Here is a 14,703-nt window from a genome sequence, read left to right on the forward strand (position 1 = left end):
CGAAGCACATCGACGCACTACGTACGCGCAATCGCCATGGTTGTGCGGCCCGTTGCGTGAGGTGGTGGCGCGGCCGAGGGCAGCAAGTTGTTCCTACGCGTAGCGGCTGCTCATCACACAGTGGTCTCAGTGGACGACTCCGCGTTCTACATCGGTTCCAAGATCTTCACCCGTCCTGACCGGACCGCAGGGCTTCGGCCACATCGTCGGAGCCCGGCCGCTGCGCAGCAGTTGAAGAACGATCTACTCGATCCGGAGTGGAAGTACCTCCAAGAAGACAACAACGGTCGACTCCGAGGTCGGCATCTGCTCGAACTGAGCCCGGCCGGGACACTTACCAATGGCTCCGTCACCCGTCGGCGGGCCCAGGAGCAGTCTGGACTCCGGCTGCCCGCGCCCACGGCCGGCCCCGGCGCACTGGGTCCGCACCCTCGCGGCGCAGGGCGGTCACCAACTCACTGAAGCAGCGCAGGCTCAGCCCGGTGAACGGGGTTATCCAGGACGGCTCGAAGGCCGTGATCACACCAGCCACACCAAGACCAAACCTACCAAGTGGGGAGTAGAAGGTCTCGGTCCGGTCCGGGGTTACTCCAGCAGCGGTTTGTGTCCTGAGCTGGTCATTGTCGTTGTCCTGGTATGGAGGGGATGGCTGAAGTCAGTGCTAGAGCGCGTATTGAGTTGTGATCAAGGTGCGGTTCTCGTGAGGTCCTTGAGCCAGATCATCGAGGCGCGCAGGTGGAGGCCGGCGAGGTAGCTGTGCGGGGTCTTGTCATAGCGTGTGGCGATGCCTCGTCAGGCTTTGCATTGGCGCCGCGATTTGCAGTCAGTTTGCAGACGGCGCACTGACCGGCGTTTTTGCAGGTGGCGAAGGGGGGTGTTCGGATTCGCCAATGTGCAGGTGGTGCCCATGTGTGGGAGGCTTCGGCAGTCTTCATGCTGACCTCTTGCTGACTTTCCTGACGGCGCGTCAGTAGAGCTTGTTTATAGTGGCGGTGCCGTTGCCGGAGGGGCTCTGGTCGGCGCTGGTTGCCCTGTTGCGGGGAAGCGGCGGGTATTTCGGTGTCGAGGTGATGGCAGGCCACCGGTATTCCGTCGATGAGGCGGTGCCCTGGCCTGCGGGGGGACGGGTTCGGAATGCGGTGGGGCGGGTGGGTATCAGGTTGCGAGGGTGCGGTCCAGGGCTTGCCCGGCCCGTGCGAGCGATCCGGGCATCACGTGTCGGTAGGCGCGGTAGGTCGTCTCGATCTTGCGGTGACCCAGCCATTCGGAGACGTCGGTGATGGGGATGCCGTGTTCCAGGCAGACGGAGGCGAACAGGTCGCGGTAGCCGGAGAGGGTCATGCCGTCCGGGGGAGGAAGCACGGTGTGCAGTTTGGCTGCCCGCGTGCTCTCTATCCGGTAGGTGAAATAGCCGTTCGGTCCGTGCAGCAGGTAGCCCTCGTCCGTCGTGCCGTGTCGCTGTTCAAAGCGTTCGATGGCTTCCTTTACGGATCGCGGCAGGGGGACGTCGCGGAATTCTCCTGGCCGGCGGTGTTTCAGGGGTGCGGTCTTGTAGGTGTTGTGGTGGATCTGGCAGGTCACCCGGTATACGTCGTCGGATACCACGTTGTTGACGTTGACGGCGCGGGCCTCGCCGTTGCGCAGTCCGCAGCCGCGCATCATGGTGATCATCAGGCCCAGTTGGAAATCCGCCGTGCGGGCCGCGGCTGTGGCGTATTCGACGGTCGGGATGATGGATCGCGGGGGAAGTAGTCGCGGGTTTTGATGCCGAGGGTGGGGTGGGTGGCCATGGCTCCTTTGCGGACCGCGTCCAGGAGGACGGCCCGGAGGAGGCCATAGACGTTGCGCTGTGTTCCAGGCTGGATGTTCCGGCGTTCCATGCCGGTGATGAAATGCTCGATGATCATCGGGCTGATGGATTCCATCCGGTGTTCGCCGAGTTCCGGATAGAGGTGTGCGGTGAGGTGGGAGCGGTGTTTTCGGCCCGTGGAGTAGTCCACGAGGTGGCGTTGCCGCGTGCGCCAGTACTCCGCGTATTCGGCGAAGGTCATCCGCGCCAGTCGGCGGCGCTCTTCGAGCAGGGCGGCGGGAGCGTTGCATTTGGTGGTGTAGAGGTGGACGAGACGGTCCCGGGCGGTTTGCTGGGTGGCATACCCGCTCTCCTCGCGTTGTCGGCCCGCTAGGGCTTGTCTTCAAAGTCCCGTCGTTCGCCCGTAGGGCGGGCCTCGCGGCGTCTGGTGCGTGCGATCGCAAGACGGAGGGTCGTCCCGGTACTGGGCGTACCGGGATGACCCCGACAACGCGGATGGGGGTCCCCCCGCGCCGTTCAGGCGTGGGGGAGTGCATGCCAGGCGCCGCGAGGCAGGCGGGACTTTGAAGACAGGCCCTAGTACTGCAACGGTGTTTGTGCTGATGGGTGGGCAGTTCTATGGGCTGTGTCCGCGTCGTGTGTAGTGGCTGATGCGGGCCTGGTGTTGGCGTCTGCGGCGCCAGTATGACCAGTGCAGGATGTGGTCGACGGGTGTGGGTCGGCGGTCGGTGAGTCGGGTGATCAGGCGTCTGATCTCGGCGAGGCTGAGGCCGATGAGCTGGGAGGATCCGTTTCTGCTTTCCCGGTATCGAGTTCACGGGCCCGCAGGACGGTCAGGCAGGCGTGGGCTGCCATGGCCAGGGTGATGTGGCGGTGCCAGCCCGGGTAGCGGCGGACTTGGTAGTCATCCAGGCCGCACTCCTGCTTCGCCGTCTGGAAGCATTCTTCGACGGCCCACGGGCTGCCGGCGATGTGAATCAGCTCGTCCAGGGTGGTGCCGGCGGGACAGTAGGCGATGTAGTAAGAGAGCTGCTCGGGCCGCCTGACACTGCGACGGGCGAGAACCCAGTGCCGACGGTCCTCACGGTGCCAGGGACGGACTTCGACGCGGGCCCAGTCGAACACCCGCAGTCCATGAGCACCACTCCCGCACGAGCGGCGTTTCCACTTCTGCCGCGGCAGGCCGGTGAACAGGTCGTGGACGGGGTGGTCGAGGGCCCAGCGGGTGACGACGGTGTCGTGGCGGGTGGTGGCCATGACGTGGAAGACATCGGCCTGCTCCAGTTCGCAGCGCCAGCCCTTGCTGAAGCCGTAGGCGGCATCAGCGGTCACCCAACAAAACGGGATCTTGTCTGCGATCGCGCGGCGGACCATTTTTTTGGCCATGACGACCTTGGTCTCGAAGCCGACCGCGTCGTCGATGCCGGCCCTGCGGCAGCGTTCACGGTCGTCTGTCCAGGAAGTGGGCAGATATAACCTGCGGTCGATCAGTGTCCGCCCGCCGCCGGCTGCATAGGCGAGGAAGACGCCGACCTGGCAGTTCTCCGTCCGTCCCGCGGTTCCGGAGTACTGACGCTGGACACCTGCCGAGCGCACGCCTTTCTTCAGGAAGCCGGTGTCGTCCACGATGAGCACGGCCTCGGGGTCGCCGAGGTTCTCGACGACGTAGTCGCGCACATCGTCGAGGACCTCGTCGGCTTCCCACTCGATCCGGTTCAGCAGCCGATGGATCCGGTCCGGAGCGGCGTGACCGGCCTGTTCGGCCAGTGTCCAGCCGTTCTTCCGCTCCAGCGGAGCGATCAACCCCCGCATATAGGCAAGCGCCGACTCCCGCGGCTCCGTCCTGGAAAACCGATGCACGAACCGCTCGTGCACAGCGTCCAGTTCACTGGCCCACACCCTGACATCAGCAAGGTCCCCACCCATGGCCAGACCAACGACCGGCCTGTCCAACCGTCACGGGCAAACACCGTTGCAGTACTAGGCGGGCGGGAGAAGCCCTCAGGCGGTGCGCCCTCGGTTCCCTTAGACACTGCGTGTACTCATCTCGCGGTAGGGACTAGTGACCACCGCTGCCCTGCTCGGCGGCGCGGGCTCGCGCGTCGCCGATGACGACCCGGTCCCCGGTTCGGGTCTCGGGGCCGAGGTCTCCCGTATGGGCGGGGTTTTGCACGGGGCGGAACGTCAGGGCGCGAGTTTCTCGTAGCGGGTGGCCACCGCCCGGTGCCTCTTGAGGCGGTTGATGCCGCTGCACATCGACGGCTCGATCAACATCGTCGATGAGCTCTTCGACGAACTCCTCCGTGGCGGGCTGCCGTTCAGCAAACGGCAGCCGGTCCTGCTGGCGTGTCCGGTCGGCGAGAAGTCCGCTCAGTACGCGGCGCTGCTGACCCGCATGGGACATCCCGACGTCCGCAGCCTGGTGGGCGGCATTATCGCCTGGCGCGACGTCGGCGCCCCGCTGGTGCGTGACTGAGGGGCGCTCAGGCCGCGCTCCGGACGGGTGTCAACGCACCCTGTGGTCCTCCAGCGGCGCTGCCATCAGTATGTCGTCGGCTATTGGGGGCAAGTGTGGGGTGTGGTTGACCAGCCGCGCCGAATTGCCGACGACGGCGATGCTGCTGGTGTTGTGGAGGAGGGCGGCGAGAACCGGATTCATGGAACCGCCGGCGCCGGCGATCAGGCCCAGCAGATTGACGCCGATGGCGAGGCCGTAATTCTGGCGGACCACGCGCAGGGTATGCCGGCTGAGTTCGACGACGGCGGGGACCTGCCGCAGATCGTCGCCCGGCAGCGCGATATCGGCCGTCTCCAGGGCGACATGGGAGGAGTGGGCGCCCATGGAGATGCCGACGTCGGAAAGGGCCAAAGCGGGGGCGTCGTTGGTGCCGTCGCCGACCATGGCGACTGTGTGGCCCTCGGTCTGGAGGTCGCGGATCAGCTGGAGTTTGCCTTCCGGGAGCGCGTGCGCATGGACCTCGGTGATGCCGAGGGTGTCGGCGACGGCATGCGCGGTCTCGGGCGCGTCGCCGGTGAGCAGCACCACACGGGACACCCCCAGGTCTCGCAGTTGCCGCACGACGGTGTCGGCTCCGGACCGTACGGCATCGGAGACGCCGAGCAGACCGATCAGATCGTCATCGTGGGCGATGCAGATGACGGTCTCGCCGCCGGAACGCAGCTGTTCGGTCCAGCCCTGAGCCTCCTCCATCAGCTGGACACCGTGCTGGCGCAACAGGGCGGGGCTGCCCACCAGCAGCCGGGTGCCGTCGAGTTCGGCCCGCATGCCCATGCCGAGGACGACTTCGCAGGCTTGGTGGATGGGCGCGCGCAGGTGCTGTTCCTCGGTGTGCGCGACGATGGCCTGGGCGAGGGGGTGGCGGGCGTGCAGCTCTCCGGAAGCGGCGAGGCTGAGGACCTCGTTGGCGGTGAAGCGGTCGGTGAGCGTGACCACGCTGGTGACCAGGGGCCGTCCGAAGGTGAGGGTGCCGGTCTTGTCGAAGACGACGGCGGTGACCCGGCCGATGCCCTCCAGGTGGGTGCCGCCCTTGATGAGGGTGCCGCGCCGTGCGCCGTTGCCGATGGCGGCGCTGATGGCGGTGGGCGTGGCGAGTCCGGCCGCGCAGGGGCAGGCGATCAGCAGCATCGTCATGGCGCGGCGGGCGTCACGGGTGATGGCGTAGGTCAGTGCGGCCAGGGCGAACGAGACAGGGACGAAGCGCTGGGTGAAGCGGGTGGCGACGGTCTGGATCGGCGCCCGGTCCGACTGGGCCTCCTCGACCCGGCTGATGATCCGGCCGACCGTGGTGTCCGCGCCGACGGACGCGGCCCGGATGGTCAGCGAGCCGGAGGTGACGATGGTCCCGGCGTAGACCTCGGCGCCGGCGCGGGCGTAGACCGGCAGCGCCTCACCGGTGATCGCCGCCTGATCGACCAGCGCTTCTCCACCGACGACCGTCCCGTCGACCGGGATGCGGTGGTGCTTATAGACGGCGACCACATCGCCCGGGACGACCTCTTCGAGCGCCACTTCCACCTCGACCCCTGCTCCGTCCTCCGCGCCACCTTCCCGTACGAGCCATACCCGCTCCTCGCCGATGGTGAGCAACTCCTCGATGGCACGCCGGGTCCGACGGAGCGTCAGGGTCTGGAGAAATTCGCCGATGTTGAGGAGCCAGAGGACGGTGAGGGCTACGACGTTTTCGCGTAGCACCAGCGAAATCACGGTCGCGGCCGTGACGAGGGTGTCGGTTCCGGGGTGGCTGCGGCCGCGCAGGGAGCGCAGGGCGCCGCGGAAGAACGGCAGGCCGGTGAAGAGGGTGATCGCCCCGAGGAGGCCGGAGGAGCCCGCGGTGATGCGCGGCCGGCGTAGCAGTCGGCGCAGCGCCACGAAGGCGAGTACTGCGCCGCCAACGACCAGGCGGGCGAGTTCGCCGGTGGAGGAGTCGGGTGTGGAGCGGGTCGGCTTGGCGGGCGTGGAGGCGGGTGGTGCCTCTTCGAGGGCGCCGACCAAGCGGTCGACATCCAGCAGGTCCGGCACCATCCAGATCACGACACTGCCGGTGCGCGGGAAGATCCGCAGCGCCCGGAAGCCGCGGATACCGGTCAGTCGCTCATCGACCAGCCCGGCGCTGCCGGGGCGCGCCCATACCCAGGGCACGGTCAGCCGGGCCCGGCCCGCGGCCACGGAGCGGACAACCACGCCGGACATGGTCAGTGCTCGTGGTCGTGCGCGTGGCCCTCGGTGGCGACCGCGGACGGTGGCGGAACCTCTTCGCCCAGTGACGTACGGGCCTCGGCGAGGACATCACCTGCCTTGAGCCGGGCCTCCTCCGCAGCCGAGGCCAGCCACCGGCCGGCGACGATACCGCCAGCCAGGCCGCCGACAACTGCCTTGCGGGCGGCGGGCTTCGCCTCGGGAAGGCGCTTGGCAGCGGTCTTGATGATCAGGGCGCCCACCACTCCGGAGACCGCGTAGTGGGCGAGCCGTCCGGCTGCGGCGCCGGCGAGCGCGACGGGGTGCATAGGAGACTCCTTCCGTCCGTACCGGCTCCTTCAAGTGTGCGTCCGGACGGAGTCCCGGGGCGAGCCGAGTGCCGACCCCGGCGCAGGGGAGGCCCGCCGTGCTGCTGCCAGCCGGCACCCGAGGTAGATGATGAAGGCGATGGTCGTGACATACGGGCTGATGGGGATGGTGCTGCCGAGCGCGAGCAGGATGCCGCCCTCCATCGCGCAGAGGGCGAATGCGACGCTCAGCACGGGCAGCAGCACCGGGGACGCCGTGAGGCGTGCGGCGGCGGCCGCCGGGGTGACCAGGAGCGCGAGCACCAGCAGCGCTCCGACGATCTGTACGCACAGGGCCACCGCAAGGCCGAGCACCAGCATGAACGCCAGCGAGAGCGCGCGCACCGGGACGCCTCGCGCTGCGGCCACCTCCGGGTCGACGCTGGCGAAGGTCAGCGGCTTCCAGACGATGGTTAGGGCGAGCAGTACCACCGCTGACGTGCCGAGGAGCCAGGCCATCTGCGGGGTGCCGACGGCGATGATCTGGCCGGTCAGGATGCCGAACTTGTTCGCCGCCCGGCCCTTGTAGAGGGACAGGAAGAGCACTCCGAGGCCGAGTCCGAACGGCATGATGATGCCGATGATCGAATTACGGTCGCGGCCGTGGACCCCCAGGATGCCGATCGCCGCGGCCGCGATCAGGGATCCGGCGATGGACCCGGCCACGATGTTCACCCCGAGCAGCAGCGCCGCCGAGGCGCCGGCAAACGACAGCTCACTGATACCGTGCACGGCGAACGGCAGATCGCGCATGATCACGAACACTCCGGCCAGCCCGCCGACCAGACCGAGCAGCACCCCGGCGAGCAGCGAATTCTGCACGAGTGCGAGCAGTTCGCCGTAGTTGTCGAAGTTGAAGATCTGATGCCAGATGCCGTTGTCCTGCCCGCCGTCGGCGAACAGCCCGTACCCGCAGCAGAGTCCGCTCACTGGCTCTCGCCGCCCTCCGTCCTGTCGTCGTGGGTGTGGCCGGCGCCGTCATCAGGTGCCCCGACCACCACGATCCGGCCCCGGACACGGACGACGTCCACCTGCGTCCCGTACAGCTCGGTCAGTGTCGAGGAGGTCATCACCTCGTCCGGCGGCCCGATCCGGTGCCCGCCGCGGGCCAGATACAGGACGCGGTCCACCAGGCCCAGAACGGGGTTGATCTCATGCGTCACGAAGACAACGGCGGTACCTGCGGTGCGTCGCCGCTCCTCCACCAGGCCGGTAATGGTGCGCTGATGCTGCAGGTCGAGGGAGAGCAGGGGTTCGTCGCAGAGCAGGATCCGCGGGTCGGTGGCCAGCGCCTGCGCGACGCGGACGCGCTGCTGCTCGCCGCCGGAGAGCCGACCGAGGGGAACGTCCGCATACGGCGCGGCGCCGACCGCATCCAGGAGCTCGTCCACCCGGCGGCGAATCGCCCGGCGTGCGAGAGGCGGCCCCCAGCGGTGCCCGTCCAGGCCGAGACGCACCAGGTCGCGGGCGCGCAGCAGGGTGTGCGTGGGCTGGAGCGTCTGCTGGGGGACGTAGCCGATGTGCCGGCTGCCGCTTTGTGGAGGGCGGCCGAGGACAGCGAGCGACCCACCGGTGAGCTGCTGTCGGCCCAGGAGCACCCGCAGCAGACTGGTCTTGCCCGATCCGTTCGGGCCCAGCACAGCGATGAATTCGCCGGGTCGTACATCGAGGTGCAGGTAGCGCCAAAGCACGCGGTCGCCATACGCCAGCGTTGCATTCCGCAGACTGAGCACCGGCGCACCGGGACCGGCGCTCCGCCCGGCAGCTCGGTCTGCCGGGGAGAGCGGAGACACGGCCTCCGTGCGTTTCATCACCGGTCCAATGCGCTCCTGATCGCTCCGACATTGGCTGCCATCCAGCCGATGTAGTCCTCGCTTTGGGGAAGGGTCTCGGTCACCGGGACCACCGGGACTCCGTTGTCCTCGGCCGCCGCCTTGACCTTCTCCGTCGGGGGCCCGGAGGTCTGCTTGTTATAGATCAACGCCTTGACCTGTTTTCCGGTGAACAGCGCGAGCGTCCGCTGCAGGCTCTGTGCGGAGACGTCCCCGCCCTCCTCGACGGCCTGACTGAAGTCCGCCGGCGTCTTGTTCCGCAACCCCATGGCCCCGGTCATATACAGCGGTACGGGCTCGCTGACCGCCACGGCAGTACCCGCGTGGGCTGCCTTGACCTGCCGTTCCTTACTCTCCAGCGCCGACAGCTTGTCTTTGAACGTCGTGGCGTTGTGGCGGAACGTGGCAGCGTCGGCGGGGGCGGTCCTGGCCAGGGCGGCGGCGACCCGGTCGGCCAGCTTTCCCATCGCGGGGAGGTCGTACCAGATGTGTTCGTTGAACTCCCCGCCCGCATTCGGTGCCTTCCCGGACACCTGCACGGCGTCGATGACGGCGGGTGAGGAGTTCTTCGCACTGTGCAGCATCCTGTCGACGAAGTCGTCGTAGCCGCCGCCGTTCTCGACCACGACCTTCGCCTTGGACAGCTCGAGCCGATTCTGCGTGCTGGCCTCGTACGAATGGGGGTCCTGCGCCGGGTCGCTGATGATCGAGACGACTTTGACCTTGCCGCCGCCGATCTGCCGGACGATGTCCCCGTACACATTCGTAGAGGCGACGACCGGAATCGAGGGCGACGGAGCACCGGTCTGGGAGCCGACGCGGGAACCGGCGTCCGAGGAGCCTGCGCAGCCGCTGGCCAAGGCGAGCGCCAGCCCCGTGAGCACCGCTGTGCCGCGGACCGAGGACGCCTTCATCGCGGCCTCCCCACCAGTGGGAACGAAACCGGTTATCGGTTCATTATCGGTCGGCTGCCTCCCGCCATCCACCTGAGGGAGCGGTGGTCGGCGGGGCCGGGGTCAGGGGCAGCAGCCGTCGGCGTGGTGGCCGTCGTCGGTGTCCTCTGTGGTGGCTGCCGTCGCAGCGGCCCGAAGCGGGCAGCACGTACCACCGCGCCACGCGTCGCGACCTTCCTTGGCGGCCACGGCGGCGATGGCCAGCGCGGCGATCGGGTCGGCCCAGCTCCAGCCGAGCAGGCTGTTGGCGAGGAGCCCCACGAGCACGACACCCGACAGATACGTACACAGCAGCGTCTGCCGGGAGTCCGCGACTGCCGATGCCGAGCCCAACTCCCGTCCGGCCCGGCGCTGGGCGAAGGAGAGGAACGGCATGACCATCAGCGAGGCGGCGGCCAGCACGATCCCCGGTACGGAGTGCTGCGCCTCGCCGGAGCCCGTGAGCGTGCGGAGGGCCTCGACGGTGAGGTACACGGCGAGAGCGAAGAACGAGAAGGCGATGATCCGCAGGGTGACCTTCTCGCGCGCCTCCCGTGCCTCGTGGCCGGTGGCGGAGAACTGCCAGGCCACGGCGGCGGCAGAGGACACCTCGATGACGGAGTCCAGGCCGAAGCCGATCAGGGCGGCCGACGAGGCGAGCGTGCCGGCGGTGAGGGCGACCGCCGCCTCGATGACGTTGTAGGTGAGGGTCGCGGCGACCAGTAGACGTATGCGCCGCGCGAGGGTGTCACGGCGGGCGGAGCTGCGACCCGGGGATGTCGGCGCCATCAGCAGCAGCCGTCCTCGGTGGCGTCGGCGCAGGTACGGTCCGCCTCGACGGCGACCACCGCGGCCCGAAGGTCATCGAGCGCGTGGCCCAGGCGGGGATCGGCGAGTTCGTATCTGGTGCGGCGGCCGACCGGGACCGCCACGACGAGACCGCAGTCGCGCAAGCAGGCCAGGTGGTTGGACAGCCGGGTGCGCGAGATGCCGAGGGCGTCCGCCAGGTCTGACGGGTGGGCCGGGGCTTCGCGCAGGGCGAGCAGCAGGCGGCAGCGGAGGGGATCGGCCAGGGCGCGGCCGAACCGCGCCAAGACCTCGATGTCGGCAGCGATGGTCAGCACCCCCTCACAGTACACAGTTCCCTGAATTCAAGAAGTCCTGAACTCGTGAGGATTCGGCGAAGCTTCGCTCCTGTTGGAATGACAATCATTTCCATCTATTGTTCGGGGCGTCGCCACTCCGCCGGGGGCGCGACCGCTACGCGCCCGGCGCACCCCAAGGAGCCCTCTCCATGTCCCTCGCCCCCATCCCCAGCGCTCCCCAGCAGCGATCCGCTCGATTCGCCCTCACGGCCGCCGCGGCCACCGTGGCAGCCCTCACCGCCGCCGGGTGCGCGACATCGCCTGCGGGGAGCGGGCTCGGCGAATCCGGTGGCTCCGGCAAGAAGATCCAGGTCGTGGCCGCGGAGAACTTCTGGGGCAGCATCGCTTCCCAACTCGGCGGCAGCCACGTCAACGTGATCAGCATCATCACCAGCCCCGACACAGATCCGCACGACTACGAGCCGACCGCCGGAAACGCCCGCACCGTCTCGGGCGCGCGCTATGCGATCGTCAACGGCATCGGCTATGACGCCTGGGCGGACAAGCTGCTCTCCACCAACCCCGGCAGCGACCGGACCGAGTTGAAGGTCGGCGACCTGGTCGGCCTCAAGCCGGGCGGAAACCCGCACCGCTGGTACTCGCCGCATGACGTTCACCGGGTCATCGAGAAGATCACCGCGGACTACAAGAAGATCGACCCGGCCGGCGCCTCCTACTTCGACCAGCGGAAGAAGGCGTTCGAGAGCAAGACCCTCGCGCCGTACACCCACCTTGTATCCGGCATCAAGTCGAAGTACGCCGGCATTCCGATCGGCGCCTCGGAGTCCATCGTCACCCCGCTCTCCAAGGATCTGGGCCTGAAGATGCTCGCCCCCGACACGTTCCTGAACGCGATCAACGAGGGTGCCGACCCGTCGGCCAAGGACAAGGCCACCATCGACCAGCAGATCAAGAAGAAGCAGATCAAGGTCTACGTCTACAACAGCCAGAACTCCACCCCGGATGTGCAGGCGCAGGTCAAGGAGGCCAAGGCGCAGGGCATCCCGGTGGTTACCGTCACCGAGACCCTCGCCCCCGCAGGTGCCTCCTTCCAGGAGTGGCAGACCGGCCAACTCCGTGACCTCGAGCGGGCCCTGGCCAAGGCGACCGGGAAGTAAGCGGGGGAGCGCGCGGCCATGCTGCATCCGATTGCGAAGGCCCATGAGATGGCGGGACACGCTGGTCACACCGTCCCGCCACCCCGGACGGCGGCTTCCGAGGCATCCCCAACTCCGGCGTCTGCGGATGCCCCCGTACTCGACCTGTGCGGCGCGGCCGTCCGCGTGGCGGGCCGCACCCTGTGGTCCGGGGTGGACCTTCGCGTCGGGGCAGGGGAGTTCGTCGCCGTCCTCGGGCCGAACGGGGCCGGCAAGTCCACCCTGATCAAGGTGCTGCTCGGCATGCTGCCCGCGGCCGGCGGAGAGATACGAGTCCTCGGCGCCCGGCCGGGACAGACGAACCACCGCATCGGCTACCTGCCGCAGCGCCGCAGCTTCGACGCATCGCTGCGGATCCGCGGTATCGACGTCGTACGGCTCGGGCTGGACGGCGACCGCTGGGGCCTGCCGATGCCGTCGTTCGGCGCCCGGCGACGGGCGGCCCGTCAACGCGTCGACGAGGTCATCGAACTGGTCGGGGCGTCGGCGTACGCACACCGGCCCATCGGCCACTGCTCCGGGGGCGAGCAGCAGCGGCTGCTGATCGCCCAGGCCCTGGTCCGCAGGCCCCAACTACTCTTGCTGGACGAGCCGTTGGACAGCCTGGACCTGCCCAACCAGAGCGCGATCACGGCACTGATCAGCCGGATCCGCCACGAGGAGAACGTGGCGGTCGTCATGGTCGCGCATGACGTCAACCCGATCCTGCCTCACCTCGACCAGGTGGTGTATCTCGCCGAAGGCGGTGCGGCGAGCGGCACGCCGGAGGACGTCATCACCTCACCGACGCTGACGAAGCTCCACGGCACTCCGGTCGAGGTACTGCGGACGTCCGACGGCCGACTCGTTGCCGTCGGCCAGCCGGAGGCGCCGGCCGTGCACACGGACCGGCATGGCGACCGGCGCGCCTCTGGACTTTGTGCCGGAGGTGAACGTGCTGCCGGCTGAGCTGGGCGCCGCACCCGTCTGGTCGTGGAATCTGATCACGGACGTTCAGGAGATGTGGTCGTTCCCCTTCATGGTCACCGCCTTTCGCGCCGGCGCGGTCGTCGCCGTCGTGTCCGCGGTCATGGGCTATTTCGTGGTGCTGCGGCGTCAGACCTTCGCCGCTCACACCCTCTCCACCGTTGCGTTCCCGGGTGCGGCCGGAGCTGTGCTGTTCGGCTTCAGCGCGGTCTACGGCTACTTCGCCGTCTGTGTCGCCGCCGCCATGGTCATCGCGGCCATCGGATGGCGCGGTGGGGGAGGGGGAGCGGACGAGTCCGCGCTCACCGGGACGGTGCAGGCATTCCTGCTCGCCGCCGGGTTCCTCTTCATCACCCTGTACAAAGGGCTGTTGGGCGGTCCGCAGACCATCCTGTTCGGCACCTTCCTGGGCATCACCACCTCCCAGGTGAACGTACTGCTAGGTGTGGGGGCGGTGGTGCTGGCGGTGCTGGCGGTGATCGGACGGCCGCTGCTGTTCGCCTCCGTCGATCCGCAGGCCGCCGCCGGGCGCGGAGTGCCGGTCCGCGCGCTGTCCGTCACCTTCCTCGTCCTGCTCGGTGCGGCGACCGCCGAGGCGAGCCAGATCACCGGAACCCTGGTGGTGTTCGCGCTCATGGTCATCCCCGCCGCGACCGCCCAGACCGTGACCGGCCGCCCCAGTACCGGCCTCGCCCTCTCCGTACTCTTGGCCCTCGCCGCCACCTTGCTCGGCCTGACCACCGCCTACTACCGGCCTTACCCTTTGGGCTTCTTCGTGACCTCGTACGCCTTCGCCGGCTATCTGCTGGCCCGGTCCGGACGCGCACTGCACACCCGTCTCAGCCGGACCGGTATACCCCGCCAGAGCAAGGGGGCCACGGCATGACCGCACTGCTGACCGCCTCGGCGCCGCTCGTTCAGCCCTTCCTCCAACACGCCGTCCTGGCCGGCACCGCCATCGCGGCGGCCTCGGGACTCGTCGGTCACTTCCTGGTCCTGCGCGCCCAGATCTTCACCGCCGACGCCCTCAGTCATGTCACGCTCACCGGAGCGATGGCCGCCCTCGCTTTCGGCTACGACCTGCGCATCGGCCTGTTCGTGTCCACCGTCGGCATCGCCCTGCTCTTCGGCACACTGGGGCGCAAGGCCCGGCCCGACGACGTGGTCATCGGGAGCGTCTTCTCCTGGATCCTGGGCCTGGGCGCCTTCTTCATCACCCTGTACACCACCTCCCGGAGCACGACCAACGGCCATGCCGGCGTCAGCGTCCTCTTCGGCTCGATCTTCGGTCTCTCGGCCGGGAGCGCGTCCCTCGCGGCCCTGATCGCCGCCGGAATCTGCCTGCTGATGCTGCTCATCGCCCGCCCGCTCCTGTTCGCGACGCTGGACGAGGCCGTGGCCGCGGCCCGCGGAGTGCCCGTACGGACGCTGGGCTTCGGCTTCCTCGCACTGACCGGCATTTGCGCGGCCGAGGCCACCCAGGCGGTCGGCTCACTGCTGCTGCTCGGTTTGCTTGCGGCCCCCGCCGGAGCCGCCGCGCGACTGACCGACCGCCCGTACGCGGCACTTGCGCTCTCCGCGCTCTTGGCGGTGCTCGAGATGTGGGCCGGCCTCGCTGCCTCCTGCGTGCTACCGGAGGTGCCACCCAGCTTCGCCATCTTGGCCGCGGCCACCGCCGTCTACGCAGCCACCTTCGTCGTTCGGAGGCCGGGGGCCCGTAAGCGTCTTCGTCCGCGCACCGGCCCTCCTGGGATATGGGGTCTTACGGCACGATGACGGCAGGCACCAACCCCCATG

14 protein-coding genes and 2 pseudogenes are annotated in these 14,703 nt (G+C 68.6%); 5 read left to right on the top strand and 11 right to left on the bottom strand.

The annotated features are described in order from the left end of the window. Positions 1-394: 394 nt before the first annotated feature. From K7C20_RS29620 to K7C20_RS29635, 4 genes and pseudogenes are all read right to left on the bottom strand, one after another. Positions 395-532 (bottom strand): annotated as a pseudogene (locus K7C20_RS29620) (IS5/IS1182 family transposase); the annotation flags it as partial. 623 nt (positions 533-1,155) lie between these two features. Then, the gene (locus K7C20_RS29625) at positions 1,156-1,671 is read right to left on the bottom strand and encodes a site-specific integrase (RefSeq protein WP_052414267.1); all 516 of its coding nucleotides are present in this window, start codon (positions 1,669-1,671) and stop codon (positions 1,156-1,158) included. Then, positions 1,671-2,051 (bottom strand): tyrosine-type recombinase/integrase, encoded by a 381-nt coding sequence (locus K7C20_RS29630; protein WP_052414268.1) that lies wholly within the window; start codon positions 2,049-2,051, stop codon positions 1,671-1,673. Before K7C20_RS29630 ends, K7C20_RS29625 begins: the two co-directional genes overlap by 1 nt. 500 nt (positions 2,052-2,551) lie before the next feature. After that, entirely contained in the window at positions 2,552-3,736 is a 1,185-nt protein-coding gene (locus tag K7C20_RS29635) for an IS701 family transposase (protein ID WP_048828975.1), read from the bottom strand. Positions 3,737-4,058: 322 nt separating this feature from the next. On the opposite strand from K7C20_RS29635, the pseudogene K7C20_RS29640 reads away from it, so the two are divergent. Then, a pseudogene (locus K7C20_RS29640) lies at positions 4,059-4,286 on the top strand (rhodanese-like domain-containing protein); the annotation flags it as partial. Positions 4,287-4,316: 30 nt separating this feature from the next. Here the strand turns inward: K7C20_RS29640 and K7C20_RS29645 are convergent. From K7C20_RS29645 to K7C20_RS29675, 7 genes are all read right to left on the bottom strand, one after another. Next, positions 4,317-6,521: a heavy metal translocating P-type ATPase gene (locus K7C20_RS29645; protein WP_030077863.1), complete on the bottom strand. Its 2,205-nt coding sequence runs from the start codon at positions 6,519-6,521 to the stop codon at positions 4,317-4,319. A gap of 2 nt (positions 6,522-6,523) precedes the next feature. Beyond that, positions 6,524-6,835, bottom strand: coding sequence for a DUF1490 family protein (locus tag K7C20_RS29650; RefSeq protein WP_030077864.1), 312 nt, complete (start codon positions 6,833-6,835; stop codon positions 6,524-6,526). 30 nt (positions 6,836-6,865) lie between these two features. Beyond that, on the bottom strand, positions 6,866-7,777 hold the full coding sequence (locus K7C20_RS29655) for a metal ABC transporter permease (RefSeq protein ID WP_030077866.1): 912 nt from the start codon (positions 7,775-7,777) through the stop codon (positions 6,866-6,868). A 23-nt stretch (positions 7,778-7,800) separates the two neighbouring features. Then, entirely contained in the window at positions 7,801-8,685 is an 885-nt protein-coding gene (locus tag K7C20_RS29660; RefSeq protein WP_053210573.1) for a metal ABC transporter ATP-binding protein, read from the bottom strand. Next, positions 8,685-9,620: a metal ABC transporter solute-binding protein, Zn/Mn family gene (locus tag K7C20_RS29665; protein WP_030077868.1), complete on the bottom strand. Its 936-nt coding sequence runs from the start codon at positions 9,618-9,620 to the stop codon at positions 8,685-8,687. Before K7C20_RS29665 ends, K7C20_RS29660 begins: the two co-directional genes overlap by 1 nt. A gap of 102 nt (positions 9,621-9,722) precedes the next feature. Further along, positions 9,723-10,427, bottom strand: coding sequence for a cation transporter (locus K7C20_RS29670; RefSeq protein WP_030077870.1), 705 nt, complete (start codon positions 10,425-10,427; stop codon positions 9,723-9,725). Then, positions 10,427-10,762 carry an ArsR/SmtB family transcription factor gene (locus K7C20_RS29675; RefSeq protein WP_030077872.1) on the bottom strand — a complete coding sequence of 112 codons (336 nt, stop codon included), beginning with the start codon at positions 10,760-10,762 and terminating at the stop codon, positions 10,427-10,429. Before K7C20_RS29675 ends, K7C20_RS29670 begins: the two co-directional genes overlap by 1 nt. Positions 10,763-10,932: 170 nt before the next feature. Between K7C20_RS29675 and K7C20_RS29680 the strand changes: the two genes are divergently transcribed. The 4 genes from K7C20_RS29680 to K7C20_RS29695 are packed head-to-tail and all read left to right on the top strand — an operon-like array spanning position 10,933 to position 14,682. After that, a complete protein-coding gene (locus K7C20_RS29680) occupies positions 10,933-11,901 on the top strand; it encodes a metal ABC transporter solute-binding protein, Zn/Mn family (protein WP_030077874.1) in 969 nt (322 codons plus the stop codon). 18 nt (positions 11,902-11,919) lie between these two features. Beyond that, complete coding sequence (locus K7C20_RS29685) at positions 11,920-12,888, top strand: metal ABC transporter ATP-binding protein (protein WP_245171924.1); 969 nt, start codon at positions 11,920-11,922, stop codon at positions 12,886-12,888. Continuing rightward, entirely contained in the window at positions 12,875-13,792 is a 918-nt protein-coding gene (locus tag K7C20_RS29690; protein ID WP_053210576.1) for a metal ABC transporter permease, read from the top strand. The genes K7C20_RS29685 and K7C20_RS29690 overlap by 14 nt, the downstream gene beginning before the upstream one ends. Continuing rightward, positions 13,789-14,682, top strand: coding sequence for a metal ABC transporter permease (locus K7C20_RS29695; RefSeq protein WP_048828976.1), 894 nt, complete (start codon positions 13,789-13,791; stop codon positions 14,680-14,682). Before K7C20_RS29690 ends, K7C20_RS29695 begins: the two co-directional genes overlap by 4 nt. Positions 14,683-14,703: the final 21 nt, after the last annotated feature.

Source organism: Streptomyces decoyicus (genome assembly GCF_019880305.1).
GTDB lineage: Bacteria > Actinomycetota > Actinomycetes > Streptomycetales > Streptomycetaceae > Streptomyces > Streptomyces decoyicus.

Excerpts from the sequence above, each read along its gene's own strand:
- K7C20_RS29665 (WP_030077868.1), bottom strand. The coding sequence starts at position 9,620 with ATGAAGGCGTCCTCGGTCCGCGGCACAGCGGTGCTCACGGGGCTGGCG.
- K7C20_RS29625 (WP_052414267.1), bottom strand. The coding sequence starts at position 1,671 with ATGATCACCATGATGCGCGGCTGCGGACTGCGCAACGGCGAGGCCCGC.
- K7C20_RS29645 (WP_030077863.1), bottom strand. The coding sequence starts at position 6,521 with ATGTCCGGCGTGGTTGTCCGCTCCGTGGCCGCGGGCCGGGCCCGGCTG.
- K7C20_RS29670 (WP_030077870.1), bottom strand. The coding sequence starts at position 10,427 with ATGGCGCCGACATCCCCGGGTCGCAGCTCCGCCCGCCGTGACACCCTC.
- K7C20_RS29630 (WP_052414268.1), bottom strand. The coding sequence starts at position 2,051 with ATGACCTTCGCCGAATACGCGGAGTACTGGCGCACGCGGCAACGCCAC.
- K7C20_RS29695 (WP_048828976.1), top strand. The coding sequence starts at position 13,789 with ATGACCGCACTGCTGACCGCCTCGGCGCCGCTCGTTCAGCCCTTCCTC.
- K7C20_RS29660 (WP_053210573.1), bottom strand. The coding sequence starts at position 8,685 with ATGAAACGCACGGAGGCCGTGTCTCCGCTCTCCCCGGCAGACCGAGCT.
- K7C20_RS29635 (WP_048828975.1), bottom strand. The coding sequence starts at position 3,736 with ATGGGTGGGGACCTTGCTGATGTCAGGGTGTGGGCCAGTGAACTGGAC.
- K7C20_RS29680 (WP_030077874.1), top strand. The coding sequence starts at position 10,933 with ATGTCCCTCGCCCCCATCCCCAGCGCTCCCCAGCAGCGATCCGCTCGA.
- K7C20_RS29685 (WP_245171924.1), top strand. The coding sequence starts at position 11,920 with ATGCTGCATCCGATTGCGAAGGCCCATGAGATGGCGGGACACGCTGGT.
- K7C20_RS29650 (WP_030077864.1), bottom strand. The coding sequence starts at position 6,835 with ATGCACCCCGTCGCGCTCGCCGGCGCCGCAGCCGGACGGCTCGCCCAC.